The following is an 18,331-nucleotide window of genomic DNA, read 5'->3' as shown; positions in this document are numbered from 1 at the left end:
ACGGGTGGGTACCTCCGACGTCCAGGCCCGACGCGAACTGGCCGACCTCAGCAAGCGCCCCGCGCAGGTCGCCGGGATGTTCGACGACGTGGCGCAGAGGTACGACCGCACCAACGACATCCTGTCCGTCGGCCAGGACCGGCTGTGGCGGCGGGCGGTGCTGCGGGCCGTCGACGCCCGGCCGGGGGAGAAGGTCCTGGACCTGGCCGCGGGGACCGGGCGCTCCAGCGAGCCCTTCGCCGACCGCGGGGTCCTGACCGTCCCGTGCGACTTCTCCCCCGGGATGGTCCGCGCGGGCAAGCGCCGCCGTCCCGACCTGGGTTTCGTGGTGGGCGACGCCACGCGGCTGCCGTTCGCCGACGGCGTCTTCGACGCGGCCACCATCTCCTTCGGCCTGCGCAACGTGGTGGACCCCGACCTGGGGCTGCGGGAGATGGCCCGGGTCGTGCGCCCGGGGGGCCGGCTCGTGGTCTGCGAGTTCTCGACCATCCCGAACCCGTTGCTGCGCAAGGCGTACACCGCGTACCTGCACCACGGGCTGCCGCGGGTGGCCAAGCTCGTCAGCTCGCACGGCGAGGCGTACGACTACCTCGTCGACTCGATCGACGCCTGGCCGGACCAGGCGGGGCTGGCGGAGCGGATCGCCGCGGCCGGGTGGGAGCGGGTCGCGTGGCGCGACCTGTCCTTCGGGGTCGTCGCGATGCACCGGGCCGTCCGTGCGCACCACTGAGCGCCGGCGACTAGACTTCGTGAAAGTTTTCACGAGCAGCACCCAGGAGCGGGGGACAGATGGACACGCCTGACGCGGACGTCCTCGTCGTCGGGGCGGGCCCGGCCGGGACGACCCTGGCCCGGCACCTCGCCGACGCCGGCCGGCGCGTCCTGGTGCTGGAGAAGTCCGCCTTCCCCCGCGAGAAGGTCTGCGGCGACGGCCTGACCCCGCGCGCGGTGCACGAGCTCGACCAGCTCGGCGTCAAGACCCCCGAGCGCGACGGCTGGCGCCGCAACCGCGGCCTGCGCCTGCTCGGCGGCGGCGTCCGCCTCCAGGTGCCGTGGCCGGAGATCTCCGACTACCCCGGGTACGGCCTCGTCCAGACCCGCCGCAAGTTCGACCAGACCCTCGCCGAGCACGCCCGCGACGGCGGCGCGACCGTCCAGGAACGCACCAGCGTCACCGGCCCGGTCCTCGACGAGCGCACCGGCCACGTCGTCGGCGTCACCGCCCGCCCCGTCGACGACAAGGGCCGCAGGACCGGTGACGAGCGCACCTACCGCGCCCCCGTCGTCGTCGCCGCCGACGGCGTCGGCAGCCGGCTGGCCCTGTCGATGGGCCTGGCCAAGCGCGACGACCGCCCCCTCGGGATCGCCGTCCGCACCTACTTCACCAGCCCCCGCCACGACGACGACTGGCTGGAGAGCTGGCTGGAGCTGCGCGAGGGCGACAGCTCCACCGGCCCGCTGCTGCCCGGCTACGGCTGGGTCTTCGGCGTCGGCGACGGCACCTCCAACGTCGGGCTGGGGATCCTCGACTCCGACGCCGGGTCCGGCGACCTCGACTACCGGCAGCTGCTGCGCCGCTGGCTGTCGGGCATGCCGCCGGAGTGGCGCTTCCGCGAGGAGGACCAGGTCGGCCCGATCCGCGGGGCCGCGCTGCCGATGGCCTTCAACCGCACCCCGCACTACACCCGCGGGCTCGTCCTGCTCGGCGACGCCGGCGGCATGGTCAACCCGTTCAACGGCGAGGGCATCGCCTACGCCATGCAGTCCGCGCGGCTCGCCGCGCACGCCGTCGACGACGCCCTGCGCGCCGGTGACGAGCGGGCCCGCGAGCGCGCGCTGCTGTCCTACCCCGCGGCGGTTCGCGCGGACCTGGGCGGGTACTACACCCTGGGGCGCGTGTTCGTCTCCCTCATCGGTCACCCCGAGGTCATGCGGGTGGCGACCCGCTTCGGCCTGCCGCGGCCGGGGCTGATGAAGCTCGTCGTGAAACTGCTGGCCAACCTGGCCGACCCGACGTCGAAGGACGCCACGGACCGCGTGGTCGTGGCGCTGAAGCGATTGGCCCCTGCCTCGTGAACACGTCCGTGAACGCCCCCGGGACGACCCAGGGCTCCCTGCCGACCACCGACCCCGCCCTCGAGGACGCCCTGCGCGACGGCCTCGACGTCGTGGAGGAACGGCTGCGCGCGGCCGTCGCGAACACCGACCCGCTCGCCGACACCACCTCCCGGCACCTCGTGGAGGCCGGCGGGAAGCGGGTGCGGCCCATGCTGACCCTCCTCGGGGCGCACCTGGCGAACCCGGGCGCCCCGGTGCCCGCCGAGGTCCTCGCCGCGGCCGTCGTGTGCGAGCTCACGCACCTGGCCTCGCTGTACCACGACGACGTCATGGACTCCGCGCCCACCCGGCGCGGAGCGCCTGCGGCGCAGCACGTCTGGGGCAACAACGTCGCCATCCTCACCGGTGACCTGCTGTTCGCCCGCGCCTCCAACGTCGTCGCCGACCTCGGCCCCGCCGCGGTGCGGCTGCAGGCGGCGACGTTCGAGCGGCTGTGCCTGGGGCAGCTGCACGAGACCGTCGGCCCGCGCCCGGGCGAGGACGCCGTGGCGCACTACCTCGACGTGCTCTCCGACAAGACGGCCTCGCTCATCGCGACCGCCGGCCGGTTCGGGGCCACGTTCGCGGGCGGGTCCGACGCCGTCGTGCAGGCCATGGTGCGCTACGGCGAGGACGTCGGCGTCGCGTTCCAGCTCGCCGACGACGTGCTCGACCTGACCAGCGAGACCGGCGAGTCCGGCAAGCGCCCCGGCACCGACCTGCGCGAGGGGGTGCCCACCCTGCCGGTGCTGCTGGCCCGCCGGGCCGCCGCCGAGGGCGACGCGGACGCGCGCGCGATCGTCGAGCTGCTCGACTCCGGGGCCCTCGGCGACGACGACGTGCTCGCCCGGGCCGTCGCGGCCCTGCGCGCCCACCCCGTCACCGACGCCGCGCGGGCCACGGCCCGCGAGTGGGCCCACCGGGCGGCCACGCACCTCGCGCAGCTGCCCGCCTCGCCGGCCCGCGAGGCGCTGGAGACGTACGCGGCGACCGTCGCCGACCGCGTCGCCTGACCGGGCCGGGGCCCAGGCCCCGCTCCCGGGTCAGACCTTGAAGCGGGTCACCAGGAAGCTGAGCTCGCCCGACAGGCGCAGCAGGTCGTCGGTCGCCGTGCGCGAGCCCGCGACCACCTCGGCCGTCGTGGCGGCGGACCCGGTGATCCCGCGGATGCTGTCGGCGATCCGCTCCGAACCCGCGGCCGCCTCGCCGACGTTGCGGCTCATCTCCGTCGTCGTCGCGGACTGCTCCTCGACCGCCGAGGCGATCGTCGTCTGGTGGTTGCCGATCTCGGCGATGACCTCGGCGATGCTCTCGATCGCGCGCACCGCCTCGGCGGTGTCGGTCTGGATGGAACCGACGCGCGCGGCGATGTCCTCGGTGGCGCGCGCGGTCTGCGCGGACAGCTCCTTGACCTCCCCGGCGACGACGGCGAAGCCCTTGCCGGCCTCCCCGGCGCGGGCGGCCTCGATGGTCGCGTTGAGGGCCAGCAGGTTCGTCTGCTCGGCGATCGCGGTGATGGCCTTCACGACGTCGCCGATCTGGGCGGAGCTGACGCCCAGGCGCGCGACGGTCTCCCCGGCGCGCCCGGCCAGCTCGTCGGCGCGGGCGGCGACGGCGGTGGCCTCCGAGGCCCCGTTGGCGATGTCGCGGATCGCGGCCTGCATCTCCGTGGCGCCCAGCGCGACCGTCTGGACGCTCGCGGACACCGAGGCCGAGGTGTCGGCCGCGGCCGCGGCGGCCGAGGCGGTCTCCCCGGCGGTGCCGCCGATGCGCTCGCTGTCGGCGGTCAGCTGGTCGGCGGCCAGCACCAGCGACTCCGCGGAGGTCCCGATGGCGGCGACGGTGCTGCGGACGCTGTCGCGGGCCCGTTCGAGGGCGGCGGCCATCTGGCCCAGCTCGTCGGCGGACTCGACCCGCGCCTCGACGGTCAGGTCACCGGCGGCCACGGCGTCCAGCGACGCCGACACCGCCCGCAGCGGCCGGACGATGGAGCGGGCGACGGCCAGCGCGAGCGCCGTGGTGGCGGCCAGGCCCAGCAGCAGCGCGGCGAGGACGGCGTTGCGGGAGACGACGGCGGCGTGCGCGGTCGCGTCCGCGGTGGCCTTGGCCCGCGCGTCCTCGGCCGCCTCGACCGCGTCGAGCGCATCGGCGGCGGCGCTCACCAGCGGCTTGGCGACGTCGGCGTTCGCCGCGGCCCAGCCGGCCGCGTCCCCGGCCTCGGACAGGGGCAGCAGCTGCGTGTCGCGGGCCTGGCGCCACTGCGCCCACGCCTCGGTGAACGCCTCCCAGCCCGCGGCGTCGACCAGCGGGGCGGCCTCGTACTTCGCGGCCCACGCGTCGAGCTCGGCGTCGCTGTCGACGATCTTCTGCGCGACCTCCGCCTTGCCCTCGGCGTCGGGCGTCGCGGCGTGCTGGGCCACCAGCATGCGCGTCTTCAGCTCCTCCTGGTGGACGCGGCCGAGGGCCACCATGCCCACGACGCCCTGCTGGTACATCTCCTCGGCGCGCTCGGCGCCCTGGTGCAGGGCCAGCAGCGACCCGGTGCTCACCGCGACGGTCACCACGCCCAGCGCACCGACCGCACCCAGCACCTTGGTGCGGACGCTGCGGTCGGCGAGGACTCGCGGGGAACGGGCAGCGGTGCTCGACATGGGTGTCCTCCGGGACGGCCGGACCGGTCGTCCACCGGTCGTCCTCTCCTGTCGTCACCCCGGCCGCCCCACTTGAGCCTCCCGGCCGGTCAGCGGCCCTTCGCGCGGGACGGCTGCACGCGCGGCGGCTCGCCGGGCATCTTCGGGTAGCTCGGCGGGTAGGGCAGGTCGCCCAGGCCGTCGGCGGCGTCCCGGTCGGCCAGCGCCAGCAGCGGCTCCAGCGCCGACGCCCGTTCCCCGCGCCCGGCCCACAGGTCGCCCACCGCGGCGAACCGCGCCGGGAAGGTCGTGAGGGTGAAGTCGTCGGGGTCGAGGTCGTCGGCCAGCTCGTCCCAGCGCAGCGGGGTCGACACCGTCGCGCGCGGGGTGCGGCGCAGCGAGTAGGCGCTGGCCATCGTCCGGTCGCGGGCGTTCTGGTTGTAGTCGACGAAGATCCTCTCGCCGCGCTCCTCCTTCCACCACGCGGTGGTGACCAGGCCCTCGGCGCGGCGCTCGACCTCGCGGGCCAGCGCGATCCCGGCGCGGCGGACCTCGGTGAACGTCCAGCGGGGTTCGATCGTCACGAAGACGTGGACGCCGCGGCCGCCGGAGGTCTTGACGTGCCCGACCAGCCCGAGCTCGTCCAGGAGGGGTTTCAGGACGTCGCGGGCCACGGTGCGGGCCTGCGCGAAACCGGTGCCCGGTTGCGGGTCGAGGTCGACGCGCAGCTCGTCGGGGTGGTCGACGTCGGGGGCGGTGCAGGGCCAGGGGTGGAACGTGATCGTGGACTGCTGGGCGGCCCAGACGAGCGTGGCGGTGTTGGTGGGGCGGATCGCGGTGGCCGTCCGGCCGGAGGGGAACGTGACGTCCACGGTCCCGACGTGCTCGGGCGCGAACCGCGGGACGCGCTTCTGGTACACCTCCTCCCCGTCGATCCCGTCGGGGAACCGCTGCAGGTGGGTGGGCCGGTCCCGCACGGCGGCCAGCAGCGCGGGCGCGACGAGCCGGTAGTGCTCCACGACGGCCCGTTTCCGGCCCGCGTCGCCGAGCGCGGGGTAGTACGGCTTGTCGGGGCTCGTGAGCTTCACGGGGATCCCGTCGACGTCGACCTCCTCGGCGGGGGGTTTCGGGCTCACCGGTGAACCCCCTGCGCGGCGCCGGACAGGACGTCGGCGAGGTCGTAGTCGGCGGGGGTCTCCAGCTGGTCCAGCCGGCACTGCCCGGGTTCCCGGTCCGGCCGCCAGCGCAGGAACCGCGGGTTGTGCCGGAACCGCGACCCCTCCAGCTGGTCGTACTCGACCTCGCAGACGAGTTCCTGCCGCACCGGCACCCAGGAGGTGTCCTCGCGGGCGTTCCACCGGTTCTTCTCGCCCTCCGCGTCCTCTCCCGTCCGCAGCGGTTCCAGCAGTTCCAGCAGTTCGACCCGCCGCTCCTTCGTGAACGCGGCGGCGCCGCCCACGGACACCGTCCCGGAGTCGGTCCGCAACCCCAGCAGCATCGAGCCGATCCCGGGGAAGCTCTTGTGCAGCCGGTACCCGATGACGACGCAGTCGGCGGTGCGCCGGTGCTTCACCTTCGTCATGACCCGCTGGCCCTGCTGGTACGGCGCGTCGAGGGGTTTGGCGACGACCCCGTCCAGGCCGGCGCCCTCGAACCGGGTGAACCACCGCCGGGCCAGGTCCGCGTCGTGGGTGGCGGTCGTGACGTGGGTGACCGGGCCGCAGCCCGCGAGCGCCCGCACGAGCAGTTCCCGGCGCTGCGCCGTGGTCCGGCCGGTGAGGTCCTCCTCGCCCAGGGCGAGCAGGTCGAACGCGACGAACTGCGCGGGGGTCTCCTGCGCCAGCTTCCGGACGCGGCTCGCGGCGGGGTGGATGCGCTGGGACAGCAGTTCCCAGGAGAGCCGCCCGCCGCCGGGCCGGGGGACGAACAGCTCCCCGTCGACGACGCACCGCGGCGGCAGTTCGGCGCGCACGGCCTCGACGACCTCGGGGAAGTAGCGGGTGAGGGGCCTGGTGCCCCGGGAGCCGAGCTCGACCTCGTCGCCGTCGCGGTGGACGACGCAGCGGAACCCGTCCCACTTGGGTTCGTACAGCCAGGTGGGGTTCCCCTCGGGTTGCGGGGGGACCTGCCCGACGGCCCGGGCCAGCATCGGCTCCACGGGCGGGTTCACCGGCAGGTCCACGGCCCCCACTCTGCCGCAGGACGGGCGCGGCGACGACCCCCCGCCGCGACCCCCGCGTCCCCCGCGTCCCGCCGGTCGGGGCCGGGGCGGCTCTGGTGTACTGCGCGGTGGGCCGTCGGCCGGGGTCGCCCGACCCGCGGGACCGTCGCCGCAGGGAGGGAACCGTGAGGACGCTGACCGTGGTGCTGGACGACGACCCCACCGGGACGCAGGCCGCGACCGGCGTGCGCGTCCTGCTGGAGTGCGACGCCGGCCGGCTCGAACGGGCGCTGCGCGCCGCGGACAGCGTGTACGTCCAGACGAACTCCCGCGCCCTGGACGAGGCCGCCGCCGTCGCGCTGGTGCGCGCGGTGCGCGAGGACGCCCTGGAGGCCGGCCGCCGGCTCGGGGCGACGGTGCGGTTCGTGCTGCGCGGGGACTCCACCCTGCGCGGTCACGTCTTCGCCGAGACGGAGCAGTTCACCGGCCCCGGCGACGTGGTCCTGTTCGTCCCGGCGTTCCCCGCGGGGGGCCGCACCACCGTCGGCGGCGTCCACCTCGTGCGGACCGCCGACGGCGACGTCCCGGCGGGGGAGACGGAGTACGCCGCCGACCCGGTGTTCGGCTTCACCAGCTCGGCCCTGACCGACTACGTCGCGGAGAAGTCCGGCCGTCGCGCCGTCGCCGTCCCCCTGGCCGACGTGCGCGACCCCGCCCGGCTCGCGGCGGTGCTCGCCGACGCCCCCGCCGGGGCCGTCGTCGTGCCGGACGCCGTCACCGACGACGACGTGCGCGCGCTGGCCGCCGCGGTGCGCTCCACCGGGCGGGGCGTGGTGGTGCGCTGCGCGGCGCCGCTGGCCGCCGAGCTGGCCGGGGTCGCCGGCACCGGGTACCTGCCCCGGCCCCTCGCCCCCGCCGCGCCCCGGGTCCTGGTGGTCTGCGGCTCGCACACCGACGGCGCCCGGGCGCAGCTGGCCGAGCTGGCCGCGGTCCACGGCGACCCGCACGTCCTGCCCACCGCCGACGCCCTCGCCGACCCGGTCGCGGCCGGGCACGCCCTGGCCGCCCGCGCCCGCCGCACCGGCCCGCTGTCCCTGGCCAGCGAGCGCGTCCGCAGCACCGACCACGGCACCCTCGCCCACGGCGAGAAGGTCATGACGGCGCTCACGACGGCCGTGCGGGACCTGCTGCCCGACGTCGACGTCGTGGTCAGCAAGGGCGGCATCACCGCCGCGGAGGTGGCGCGCACCGAGATCGGGGCGGTCGAGGCCGTCGTGGAGGGGCAGGTGGCGGCCGGGGTCTCGGTGTGGCGGATGACCGCGCACGACGGCCGCCCGGTCCGGCAGGTCGTCGTGCCCGGCAACGTCGGCGGCCCCGGGGCCCTCGTCGACGCGGTCGCGGCGCTCGGGCCGGCCCCGGCGGCCGGGGAACCGTGAGGCGCTGGGGCACCGCCCTGGCCCTGGCGGTCGTCGCGGCCCTCGCGAACGCGAACTTCCTGCTCGTCCCGCTCGTCGGGTCGCACGTCGACCTCGACGTCGGAGTGATCAGCGAGCTGTCGGTGCCCTCGCAGCCGGGGTCGGTGTGGTTCCGGCTCGGCGACGGGACCGCCGGGGTCCTGGGCGTCGTCCTCGCGGTACCGGCCTGGCGCGCGGTGGCCCCGCGCGCCCGGTTCCGCGCGGTGTGCCTGGCCGCGTTCGGGGCCGCGACCCTGGTCTCGGCGCTCGTGCCGCTGACCTGCGCGCCCTCGCTGGGCCCGTGCCCGGCCTCGGCGGCGGGGGCGGCGTCCGTGCACGACGGGGTGTCGGTGCTGGCCACGACGGGGGCCGTGCTGGGCAGCGTCGAGCTGGCCGCCCGGGCGCGCCGGTGGCTGCGGCTGCCCGCCGTCGCCGTGGCGGCGGCCGCCCTGGGGTGCGGGCTGTACGAGACCGTCACGTTCGCCGCGGGCGGCAACGGCGGTGGGGGCGCGGCTCAGCGGTGGCAGGTGCTGGCCGTGTCGGGGTGGCTCGTCCTGGAGGTGTGGACCCGGCGGGTCCGGACCCGGGGGTGACGGCCGCGCGGAGCGGTCAGGTCTCCGGCAGCGCCGGCGAGGTCGCCAGCACCGCCGAGCAGGCCACCACGACGGCGAGCGCCGCGACGGCGGCGCCGGCCCAGCCCGGCCGCACGTGGTCGCCGAGCAGCGCGACCCCGGCGACGGCGGGGACGACGACCTCCACCGACCACAGCAGCGCCGTGGCCGGGCCCACCGGCCCCCGCGCCAGGGCCGCCGCGTAGCCCAGGGTCCCGGCGACCCCGGCGGCGACGACGGCCCACGCGACGGGTTCGAGCGCGACCCGCCACCACGCCTCCGGCACGGTCACCGCGCGCGCCGCCAGCGCCGCCACCGAGTACCCCAGGCCGGCCAGGACGGCGCACGTCGTGGACCGGCCGCGGTGCGGGACGAGCACGGCGGCCAGCACGAGCCCGGCGGCCACGCACAGCGCCGCCGCCACGCCCCCGGGCACCGCGGGCGCGGGCTGCTCGGTGCCCGAGCCGCCGACCACCCCGAGCGCCGCCACGAGCAGCAGCACCGCGACGGTGTCCCGCCGCCGCGCCCGCGCGCCCAGGACGAGGTGGGCCAGCACGACGGTCAGGGCCAGCGACCCGGCGAGCAGGGACTGCACCGCGAACGTCGGCAGCCGCCGCAGCGCCACGAGGGACAGCAGCCACGCCGCCCCGTCGCAGCCCAGCCCGGCCAGGTACCGGGGCGAGCGCGCCAGCGCCGCCGCGCCGGACCCGCCGCGCACCCCGAGGGCCTGCAGGACCGAACCGGCCGCGTAGCCGAGGGCGGCCAGGACGGCGGCACCCAGTGCCACGCTCACCGGCCGCTCACCGGTGCCGGCCCAGGAACCGCCCGACGACGGGCAGCTCGGCGACGCCCTCGGCGCCGGCGATCGTCAGCCCCTGCGCGGCGGCGAACTCCACCGAGTCCAGGACGACGTACCGCGGCCGCCACTGCGGGTCGTACTTCGCGTTGAACCGCCACAGCGACTCGATCTGGGCGCTGCGGGACAGCGCGTGCAGCGCGCGCCGCCCCAGGTCGGCCAGCGTCCCCTCCCGTTCCCCGGCGACGACCTCGCGCAGCACCGCGAAGTTCAGCCCGAGCCCGCGCATCCCGCGCCCGGCCAAGTGCTGGGCGGTGGCGACGATCAGCGCGTCGGTCAGGCCGTTGGGCACGTCCGGCGCGGTGGAGCGGCGCACGACGTCCAGGGAGTACCCCTGCACCTGCGGGGCGGGCACCCACTGGACGAACCCGGCGGCCCGCCCGTCGGCGAACCGGGCGACGCTGACCAGGACGCCGGTGTCGGCCGGGTCGAACAACCGCGACAGCGTCATGGAGTACCCCCGCTCGGCCTCCCCGTGCCGGGACTGCCCGGACAGCGCGAGCAGCTCCTCGCGCAGGCCCGGGGCGAGGGCCGGGCCGTCGTGGAACTCCACGTGGACGCCGGCCTTGGCGACCCGGTTCACCGACCCGCGCAGGCTCTTCATCGACGAGCCCTTCAGCGAGAACGTCGAGCAGTCCAGGACCGCCTCGTCGCCCAGGTACACCGGCCGCAGGCCGACGGCCTCGTAGGACGGCAGCCACGGCGCCGCCGCCCCCACGACGGCGACCGACCAGCCGTTGCGCTCGACGTGGTCGAGGAACTCCGTGAGCAGGGCCCCGTGCCGTCCCGGCGGCCCGATCGGGTCGGGGGAGACGAGGCACACGCCGTTGCGGACGCTGTGCGCGACGACCCCCTCACCCTCGGGGAAGGACACGAAGAAGAAGTCCTTGTCGTCGCGCAGGGCGAAGTGGTCCAGGGTGTCCCCGCCCCAGCGGGCCACGACCGCGCGGGCGCGCTCGCGCCCGGCCAGCCGCTGCCGCGGGTCCGGGGTCCGCGGCCGGTGCGGGCTGGACAGCGTCCACCCCAGGACGGCGACCAGCGTCACGCCCAGGGCCAGCAGCGCCGGGCTCAGCAGCGGCAGCACGACGTGGTGCTCGTCCCCGCGCAGGACCGGCAGCGGCCGCCGCTCGTCGCCGACGAGGCGTTCGACGACGACGGCCGTCGCCTCCCCGGGGTGCCGTTCGGCGCCGACGGCCACCACGAGCGCGGCGCAGGCGGCGACGGTGACGACGGCGCCCACGCCCAGCACCGCCACGGCCCGCCGGGCCCGGGCCGCGCCGGGCAGCACCGGGAACGCGCGGGCGGCGAGCGCCAGCCACGCCAGCAGGACGACGTCGAGGACGGCCTCCTCGACGTCGATGCCCTTGAGCAGGTGCAGCACGGCCGAGGTGCCCAGCAGGGCCAGCGTCGCGGCCCACGCGAGCCGCTGGCCGTGCCGCAGCCCGCGGGCCAGCAGCAGCAGCGCGACCGAGACGGGCACCAGCACCGTCCCCGTCAGCAGCGGCACCCCCAGCGGCAGGACCTCCAGCAGCGGCCCGAACCGTTCGCGCAGCGGCGGGGTCAGCGCCGAGAGGAGACCCACGACGGCCAGGGCGGTGACGGCGGCGGCGCCGAGGCGGCGGGTGCGGGCCCGGCGGGCGCGGCGGGCCAGGAGCGGGGGGAGCACGCTCAGCAGTCTGCTGAGCCGGTCACAGCCCCGACAGGGCGCAGGGTGGTCTCACGGGGGACTGGCAGCCGGCTCCCAGGGACGGGGACGCCGCTGCCGGTGCAGCGCGTCGGCGGTCAGGACGGCCAGCGCCAGCCACACCAGCCCGAACCCGATCCAGCGCGAGGCCGGCATCGTCTCGCCGAGGGCGAGCGCGGCGCAGAACTGCAGGACGGGCGTGAGGTACTGCAGCATCCCGATCACGCTCAGCGGCACCCGGGCCGCGGCCGTGGCGAACAGCACCAGCGGCACCAGCGTCGTCGGCCCGGCGAGCACGAGCAGCGCGGTGTGCAGCGGGCCCTCGCTCGCGAAGGTCAGCGACCCGCCCAGGGCGAGCAGGGCCGCGCCGGCGGGCGCGGCGAGCACCAGGGTCTCCACGGTCAGGCCGGTCAGCGGGTCGACGCCGCCGCCGCGCTGCCCGAGGCGGTTCTTCAGCAGCCCGTAGACGGCGAAGGACACCGCGATCGTCAGCGCCATCCACGGCGGCCGCCCCAGGTCGGCGGTGATGACGACCACGGCCGCCAGCCCGGTGCCGACCGCCACCCACTGACCCGGCCGCAGCCGCTCCCGCAGCACGAGCACGCCCAGCAGCACCGTCAGCAGCGGGTTCACGAAGTACCCCAGCGCCGCCTCCAGGACGTGCCCGGTGACGACGGCCAGCCCGTACACGCCCCAGTTCACCGCGACCGCGGCGGCGGCCAGCGCCAGCAGCCCCCGCTGGGCGGGGGAGCGCAGGACGGCGGCGACCCGCCCCCAGCGCCGCAGGCCGGTGACCAGCAGCAGGCACACGACCAGGGACCACACGACCCGCCAGGCCAGCAGCTCCACGGCCCCGGCCGAGCGCAGGGCGTGGAAGTAGAAGGGGAAGGCGCCCCAGACGCCGTAGGCGGCCAGCCCGGCGGCGACCCCGCCGCGGGTGTGGACGTTCCGTGCGGGGGCGGGGGGGCGTTCGTCCACGCAGGTCATCGTCGCGCGGGCCGTGTCGCCGCGCGGCGTTAGGCTTGCCTACGAACGCCAGACGATTCCTCGAGCGATAGGGACACCGAGAGCTGTGACCGATTCGAACCGTCCGCTGCGCGTCGCCGTCGTGGGAGCCGGACCGGCCGGGATCTACGCCTCGGACATCCTCTCCAAGGCCGACCTGTCGGCGTCCGGCTTCGACGGGGTGAGCATCGACCTCGTCGAGCGGCTGCCCGCGCCGTTCGGCCTGGTCCGGTACGGCGTCGCGCCCGACCACCCCCGCATCAAGCAGATCATCGTCGCCCTGCAGAAGGTCCTGGGCCGCGGCGACATCCGGCTGCTGACGAACGTCGACTTCGGCACCGACGTGAGCCTGCAGGACCTGCAGCGCTTCTACGACGCCGTCGTGTTCTCCACCGGCGCGATCCGCGACGCCCCGCTGGCGATCCCGGGCGTCGACGCCCCCGAGAGCTTCGGCGCCGCCGACTTCGTCTCCTGGTACGACGGGCACCCCGACTACCCGCGCGAGTGGCCGCTGGACGCCGCCAGCGTGGCCGTCCTCGGCGCCGGCAACGTCGCCCTCGACGTGGCCCGGGTCCTGGCCAAGCACGCCGACGACCTGCTCCCCACGGAGATCCCGGACAACGTCTACGAGGGCCTGAAGGCCTCCAAGGTCACCGACGTGCACGTCTTCGCCCGCCGCGGCCCGGCGCAGGCGAAGTTCTCCCCGCTGGAGCTGCGCGAGCTCGGCCACGTCCGCGACGTCGACGTCCTCGTCGACCCGGAGGACTTCGAGTTCGACGAGGGCAGCGAGCAGGCCATCGCGAAGTCCAACCAGACCAAGCAGGTCGTCAAGACGCTGACGGACTGGACGCTGAAGGAGGGGGAGTCGACGGCCTCGCGCCGCATCCACCTGCACTTCCTGCACGCCCCGGCCGAGATCGTCGTCGGCGCCGACGGGCACGTCACGGGCCTGCGGACCGAGCGCACCCGCCTCGTGGGCGACGGCACGGTCGAGGGCACCGGCGACGTCCACCACTGGGACGTCCAGGCGGTCTACCGCGCGGTGGGCTACTTCGGCTCCCCGCTGGAGGGGCTGCCCTTCGACGAGCTCAAGGGCGTGGTCTCCAACCACGAGGGCCGCGTCCTGGCCCCCGGCGGCGACATCGTCGAGGGCGTCTACGTCACCGGCTGGATCAAGCGCGGCCCGGTCGGGCTCATCGGGCACACCAAGTCCGACGCCTCCGAGACGATCAGGCACCTGGTCGCCGACGCCGCGCAACTGCCCCGCGCCGCCGAGCCGGACCCGCAGGCCGTCCTGGACCACCTCACCGGCCGGGGTGTCGACGTCCTGACCTGGACCGACTGGGAGAGCCTGGACGCCTTCGAGCGGGCGCTGGGTGAGCCGCACGGCCGCGAGCGCGTCAAGGTCGTGTCCCGCGAGGACATGATCAAGGCCTCGCGCGGGATCGCCTGACGTGCGCGTCGTCGTCTGCGTCAAGCACGTCCCCGACCTGCAGTCCCCGCGGTCCCTCGGCGACGACGGGCGGCTGGTCCGCGGGGGGGACGACGACACGCTCAACGAGCTCGACGAGGACGCCCTCGAGGCCGGCCTGCGCACCGCCGAGGCCGCCGGGTTCCCCGGTGAGGGGCACGACGTCACCGTCCTGACCGTGGGCCCGGCCCCCGCCGTGGAGGCCCTGCGGCGCGGGCTGGCGATGGGCGCCTCGACCGCCGTGCACGTCACCGACGAGCAGGTCGCCGGGTCCGACGCGATCGCCACGGCCCGGGTGCTGGCGGCGGCGGTCGCGAAGCTGCACGCCGAGCAGCCCGTGGACCTCGTGGTCGCGGGGATGGCCGGGCTGGACGGCCTGACGTCCCTGGTGCCGGCGGCGCTGGCCGAGGTGCTGGGCTGGCCGCAGCTCACCCTGGCCGACCGCATCACCGTCGCCGACGGCGTGGTGAGCGTCCGCCGGGAGACCTCCACCCACGTCGAGGAGCTCACCGCGCCCGCCCCGGCCGTGCTGTCGGTGACCGACCAGGCGTTCCGCGCCCGGTTCCCGAACTTCAAGGGGATCATGGCCGCCCGCAAGAAGCCCGTGACCACCTGGTCGCTGGCCGACGTCGGCCTCGACCCCGCCGCGGTGGGCCCGGACGGGTCCACCACGCGCGTCGTGGAGGCCGCCGAGCACCCCGAGCGCACCGGCCGGGTGCTCGTCACGGGCGACGCCGAGACGGTCCCGGCGCTGGTGGACTTCCTGTCCCAGAAGGGTTTCGCGTGACCATCGCAGTCCTGGTCGACCACACCGACGGCTCCGTCCGCAGCACCTCCCTGGAGCTGCTCACCGCCGCCCGCGGGCTCGGGCAGGAGGTGCACGCCGTCTGGATCGGCGACGACCCGCAGACCGCGGTCGTCGCCGCGCACGGCGCCGACGTCCTGCACCGGGTGAGCGTGGTGGGCGCCGACGAGCAGCTCACCACCTCGGTGGTCGACGGGGTGCAGACCGTCCTGACCGCGGTCGGGGACGTGTCGCTGCTGCTGGTCGCCTCGACCTTCGAGGGCAAGGAGGTCGCGGCCCGGCTCGCGGTGCGCACCGGGGCCGGCGTCGTGACCGGGGCCCGCGCCGTGGAGCTGACCGACGGGCGGTGGACGGCCCGCAAGACCGTCCTGGCCGGGTCCTGGGACACCGCCTGCGCCGTGACCGGCCCGCTGGCGGTCGTCGCCCTCGCCCCGCACGCCGTGCAGGCCGCCCCGCTCGCGGTGGCCGCCGAGGCCCGCGTCGTGGAGCACTCCGTCGAGGCGTCGGCCGCCGCCCGCGCGGTCACCGTCGTCTCCCGGGCCCCGCGCCCGCGCTCGGACCGCCCGGCCCTGGCCGAGGCGGAGGTCGTCGTCGTCGGCGGCCGCGGCGTCGAGGGCGACTTCACCGCCGTCGAGGAGCTCGCCGACGTCCTCGGCGCGGCCGTGGGCGCGACCCGCGTCGCGACCGACGAGGGCTGGATCGGGCACGAGGCGCAGGTCGGGCAGACGGGCGTGACCATCTCCCCGCGGCTGTACGTCGGCGCGGGCGTCTCCGGCGCCGTGCACCACAAGGGCGGGATGGCGGCCTCCGAGGTCGTCGTCGCGATCAACAACGACCCCGACGCGCCGATCTTCGAGTTCGCCGACTACGGGATCGTCGGCGACCTCACCGAGGTGCTGCCCGCGCTCACCGCGCAGCTGCGCGCCCGCCGCGGCTAGCGCGGCGCGGGCGCGAACCCGGGCCGGGCGGTCCCCAGCCACGTCAGCGCCTGCGGCAGGAACCCGGCCCAGACGCTCGTGCGGTGCCCCCCGCTGCTCTGCGCCAGCAGGGTCATCGACAGCGGGCCGTGGGCGGCAGCGGCCAGCGCCGACGTCGTGGGCCACGACAGCTCGTCGGTCCGCGACGACACGGCCCACAGCTTCACGTCCGGCGGCGCGGTCCGCGCCAGCGCCACGAGGTCGTAGCGGCGGCCCTGCGGGCTCGTCGGCGCGAACGGCTTCCAGGCGCCGAGGTCCAGGCGGGCGTACCCGCCGAAGGAGATCGCCGCGCCGAACCGGTCCGGGTGCAGCATCGCGAGGGCGTTGGCGCACCAGCCGCCCATGGACAGCCCGACGGTCGCCCACGAGCTCGCCGCCGCCGCGACCGGGTAGTGGCTGCGCAGCCACGCCGGGACGTCCTGCGACAGCCACGTCTCCACCCGCGGCTGCCCCGCGCTCCCGTCGACGCACTCGGTGTCGCGCCCGGCGGGCTGCTGCAGGTCGGGCAGCACGACGAGCGAGGGCGCCAGGTGCCCGGCCGCGACCGCCGCGTCGAGCGTCGGCAGCAGGCCCATGGCGTCCAGCCACTGCCCCGGCGTCCCGGGCCAGCCGTGCAGCCCCTCCAGGACCGGGTACCCGCCGGCGGGGGCCGGGGTCCTCCCGTACCCGGTGGGCAGGACGACCAGGACGTCGCCGGAGACGCCCGAACCGCTCACCCGGGCCCGCAGGACCCGGCCCCCGTAGCCCTCGACCGGCTGCGGCGGTGTCGTCCCCGCGTCCACCCCCGTGCCGGTCGCCGAGGTCGTCGTCACCGTCACCGCCCCCGTGCTCCCCACCAGGTCCGCCCAGTCGGTGAACAGGCCGAAGCGGCTGTTCACCGCGGTGAAGACGGCCAGCAGGACGCTCACGTTCACCCCGACCAGCGCGCCCGAGCGCGCCAGCACCCCCAGCGCCCCGGGCCGGGCCAGCGCCCGCCAGAACACGACGACGGCGATCAGCGCCGCCACCGCCACCCCCGCGGCCACCCACTGGGTGACCGGACTCGACAACCCCACGTCGCCCCCCTCGATCGGGGCGATCCTGCCCGCTCGCGCCCGGCGGGCAGGCGGTTCCCAGGGTCTTCACGGTGAACCGGCGGGTGGCTCCCGGCGGGGCGTGGCCGATCGGCGGCGCCCCGGGGGAGGTCCGGGGGAGGTGGGTGGAGGTCGCGGGGAGGCCGGTCAGGACACATCGCGCACCGCGAGCACCGCGCAGTCGTCCTCGCTGTTGGCGACGTGCTCGGTGACCAGTTCCCCCAGCAGCGTCTCCAGCGGCTCGGTGTGGGTCCGCTCCAGGCCCGCGCGCAGGACGCGGATGCCCTCGCCCACGTCCCGGCCGCGCCGCTCCACCAGGCCGTCGGTGTAGAGCACCAGCGTGCCCCCGGCCGGCCAGGGACGGCAGTGGTCGCGCCGGGGGCGGTCCGGCAGGACGCCCAGGGGCAGGTCCGGCTCCTCCTGCAGCACCGTGGAGCGGCCGCGGGCGTCCACCAGCACCGGCGGCGGGTGGCCCGCCGTGGTCCACCGCACCCGCCGGTCCGGGCCGGGGGCGTCGAGCCGCACGACCGCCATGGTGGCCAGGGTCTGGTCGCCCAGGACGTCCAGCACGTGGTCGAGGCGGCTGACCAGCGCCGCCGGGTGCTCCTCGGGGTGGTCGACGGCGAGGGCGCGGAACATCGAGCGCACCCGGCCCATCCGGGCCGCCGCCTCCGTGTCGTGACCGGCGACGTCACCGATGAGCAGCAGGACGCCGTCGTCGGGCAGCGAGATGGCGTCGTACCAGTCCCCGCCGACCTGCTCGTCCGTCGTCGACCACGGCAGGTAGCGGCTGGCGATCTCCAGCCCGGGCAGCGCCGGCAGCTCGGGCAGCATCGCGGCCTGCAGCGTGTGCGCGACGTCGCGGCGCTCGCGGTACAGCTGGGCTCGGCGCGCGGCCTGCGCGGTGGCGTCGGCGACCGCCGTCGCCAGCACCGCCTCCTCCTCGCCGAGGGTGCGCTCGACGTCCCACGCGATGGTCAGCGCCCCGATGCGGAACCCGCCGGAGATCAGCAGCGGCAGCACCAGGCCGCAGCGCCACCCCGTGCGCCGCAACGTCTTCGCGGTGGAGGGGAAGACCGCGGCCAGCTCGTCGGGGGAGGCGAAGCGCAGGGGCCGCCCGGAGCGGGCGACGCGGTGCACGGGGGTGTCGAGGTCGAGGGGCAGCCGCAGCCAGCGCTGCTCGGTGTGGTCGTCGAGCTGGCCGAGGGCGGGGGTCGTCAGCCACGGCCCGTCGACCATCGACACCGACGTGAAGGACGCCTCGAGGTCCTTGCGCAGGACGTCCCGCACGGCGAGCGCGACGTCCTCGACGCTGTCGGTGGCGGCCAGCGCGGTGGCCAGCGAGAGCAGGGTCCCGGCCCGGCGCTCGGCGGTGCCCGTGTTCACCGTGGACTCCCGTCAGGTCTCGTCCGCCGGACACCCGACGTGCGGGAAGTCACTCACAGTCCGGCCTCGTCACGCAACTGTCGTTCCCGGGTGGCGGCCCCGGAACGTGCGGGCCGGCTGC

The 18,331-nt window shown here is 76.3% G+C and carries 16 protein-coding genes; 8 read left to right on the top strand and 8 right to left on the bottom strand.

The window, feature by feature from the left end; translation table 11 throughout:
- Window positions 1-4 precede the first annotated feature (4 nt).
- Genes ACRYRX_RS02825 through ACRYRX_RS02815 form a run of 3 tightly spaced genes read left to right on the top strand, consistent with a single transcriptional unit; the run spans window position 5 to window position 3,110 of the window.
- A complete protein-coding gene (locus tag ACRYRX_RS02825; RefSeq protein WP_432510288.1) occupies window positions 5-730 on the top strand; it encodes a demethylmenaquinone methyltransferase in 726 nt (241 codons plus the stop codon).
- Window positions 731-789: 59 nt separating this feature from the next.
- A complete protein-coding gene (locus ACRYRX_RS02820; RefSeq protein WP_432510287.1) occupies window positions 790-2,076 on the top strand; it encodes a geranylgeranyl reductase family protein in 1,287 nt (428 codons plus the stop codon).
- The gene (locus ACRYRX_RS02815; RefSeq protein ID WP_432510286.1) at window positions 2,073-3,110 is read left to right on the top strand and encodes a polyprenyl synthetase family protein; all 1,038 of its coding nucleotides are present in this window, start codon (window positions 2,073-2,075) and stop codon (window positions 3,108-3,110) included. The genes ACRYRX_RS02820 and ACRYRX_RS02815 overlap by 4 nt, the downstream gene beginning before the upstream one ends.
- A 30-nt stretch (window positions 3,111-3,140) precedes the next feature.
- On the opposite strand, the gene ACRYRX_RS02810 is transcribed toward ACRYRX_RS02815, so the two are convergent.
- The 3 genes from ACRYRX_RS02810 to ACRYRX_RS02800 all read right to left on the bottom strand — a co-directional run bounded on the left by ACRYRX_RS02810 (window position 3,141) and on the right by ACRYRX_RS02800 (window position 6,909).
- A complete protein-coding gene (locus ACRYRX_RS02810; protein WP_432510285.1) occupies window positions 3,141-4,748 on the bottom strand; it encodes a methyl-accepting chemotaxis protein in 1,608 nt (535 codons plus the stop codon).
- 89 nt (window positions 4,749-4,837) lie between these two features.
- Window positions 4,838-5,863: a DNA polymerase domain-containing protein gene (locus tag ACRYRX_RS02805; RefSeq protein WP_432510284.1), complete on the bottom strand. Its 1,026-nt coding sequence runs from the start codon at window positions 5,861-5,863 to the stop codon at window positions 4,838-4,840.
- Window positions 5,860-6,909: an ATP-dependent DNA ligase gene (locus tag ACRYRX_RS02800; protein WP_432510283.1), complete on the bottom strand. Its 1,050-nt coding sequence runs from the start codon at window positions 6,907-6,909 to the stop codon at window positions 5,860-5,862. The genes ACRYRX_RS02805 and ACRYRX_RS02800 overlap by 4 nt, the downstream gene beginning before the upstream one ends.
- 164 nt (window positions 6,910-7,073) lie before the next feature.
- Between ACRYRX_RS02800 and ACRYRX_RS02795 the strand changes: the two genes are divergently transcribed.
- Together ACRYRX_RS02795 and ACRYRX_RS02790 are read left to right on the top strand one after the other, a co-directional pair.
- On the top strand, window positions 7,074-8,324 hold the full coding sequence (locus ACRYRX_RS02795; protein WP_432510282.1) for a four-carbon acid sugar kinase family protein: 1,251 nt from the start codon (window positions 7,074-7,076) through the stop codon (window positions 8,322-8,324).
- A complete protein-coding gene (locus ACRYRX_RS02790; RefSeq protein WP_432510281.1) occupies window positions 8,321-8,935 on the top strand; it encodes a DUF998 domain-containing protein in 615 nt (204 codons plus the stop codon). Before ACRYRX_RS02795 ends, ACRYRX_RS02790 begins: the two co-directional genes overlap by 4 nt.
- 16 nt (window positions 8,936-8,951) lie before the next feature.
- Here the strand turns inward: ACRYRX_RS02790 and ACRYRX_RS02785 are convergent, their stop codons facing one another.
- From ACRYRX_RS02785 to rarD, 3 genes are read right to left on the bottom strand one after another with little or no spacing between them, the layout of a single operon-like run.
- Window positions 8,952-9,746: a hypothetical protein gene (locus ACRYRX_RS02785; RefSeq protein WP_432510280.1), complete on the bottom strand. Its 795-nt coding sequence runs from the start codon at window positions 9,744-9,746 to the stop codon at window positions 8,952-8,954.
- Window positions 9,747-9,753: 7 nt separating this feature from the next.
- Window positions 9,754-11,475, bottom strand: a complete 1,722-nt coding sequence (locus tag ACRYRX_RS02780; protein WP_432510279.1) for a bifunctional lysylphosphatidylglycerol flippase/synthetase MprF — start codon at window positions 11,473-11,475, stop codon at window positions 9,754-9,756.
- A 51-nt stretch (window positions 11,476-11,526) separates the two neighbouring features.
- The gene (rarD, locus tag ACRYRX_RS02775) at window positions 11,527-12,480 is read right to left on the bottom strand and encodes an EamA family transporter RarD (RefSeq protein WP_432510278.1); all 954 of its coding nucleotides are present in this window, start codon (window positions 12,478-12,480) and stop codon (window positions 11,527-11,529) included.
- 85 nt (window positions 12,481-12,565) lie between these two features.
- On the opposite strand from rarD, the gene ACRYRX_RS02770 reads away from it, so the two are divergent.
- The 3 genes from ACRYRX_RS02770 to ACRYRX_RS02760 are packed head-to-tail and all read left to right on the top strand — an operon-like array spanning window position 12,566 to window position 15,712.
- Window positions 12,566-13,951: an FAD-dependent oxidoreductase gene (locus tag ACRYRX_RS02770; RefSeq protein WP_432510277.1), complete on the top strand. Its 1,386-nt coding sequence runs from the start codon at window positions 12,566-12,568 to the stop codon at window positions 13,949-13,951.
- Window position 13,952: 1 nt separating this feature from the next.
- Window positions 13,953-14,756 (top strand): electron transfer flavoprotein subunit beta/FixA family protein, encoded by an 804-nt coding sequence (locus ACRYRX_RS02765; RefSeq protein ID WP_432510276.1) that lies wholly within the window; start codon window positions 13,953-13,955, stop codon window positions 14,754-14,756.
- The gene (locus ACRYRX_RS02760) at window positions 14,753-15,712 is read left to right on the top strand and encodes an electron transfer flavoprotein subunit alpha/FixB family protein (protein WP_432510275.1); all 960 of its coding nucleotides are present in this window, start codon (window positions 14,753-14,755) and stop codon (window positions 15,710-15,712) included. Before ACRYRX_RS02765 ends, ACRYRX_RS02760 begins: the two co-directional genes overlap by 4 nt.
- Here ACRYRX_RS02760 and ACRYRX_RS02755 read toward each other — a convergent pair.
- Complete coding sequence (locus tag ACRYRX_RS02755; RefSeq protein ID WP_432510274.1) at window positions 15,709-16,806, bottom strand: alpha/beta hydrolase; 1,098 nt, start codon at window positions 16,804-16,806, stop codon at window positions 15,709-15,711. The genes ACRYRX_RS02760 and ACRYRX_RS02755 overlap by 4 nt on opposite strands.
- 165 nt (window positions 16,807-16,971) lie before the next feature.
- Entirely contained in the window at window positions 16,972-18,210 is a 1,239-nt protein-coding gene (locus ACRYRX_RS02750) for a PP2C family protein-serine/threonine phosphatase (RefSeq protein WP_432510273.1), read from the bottom strand.
- Window positions 18,211-18,331: the final 121 nt, after the last annotated feature.

The organism is Kineococcus lubricus, from assembly GCF_050871965.1.
Classification (GTDB): domain Bacteria; phylum Actinomycetota; class Actinomycetes; order Actinomycetales; family Kineococcaceae; genus Kineococcus.
The sequence above is the reverse complement of the archived record's forward strand: the minus strand, read 5'-3'. Positions and strand labels throughout refer to the sequence as shown.

Coding starts and splice junctions, on each gene's coding strand:
- rarD (WP_432510278.1), bottom strand. CDS start 12,480: ATGACCTGCGTGGACGAACGCCCCCCCGCCCCCGCACGGAACGTCCAC.
- ACRYRX_RS02810 (WP_432510285.1), bottom strand. CDS start 4,748: ATGTCGAGCACCGCTGCCCGTTCCCCGCGAGTCCTCGCCGACCGCAGC.
- ACRYRX_RS02820 (WP_432510287.1), top strand. CDS start 790: ATGGACACGCCTGACGCGGACGTCCTCGTCGTCGGGGCGGGCCCGGCC.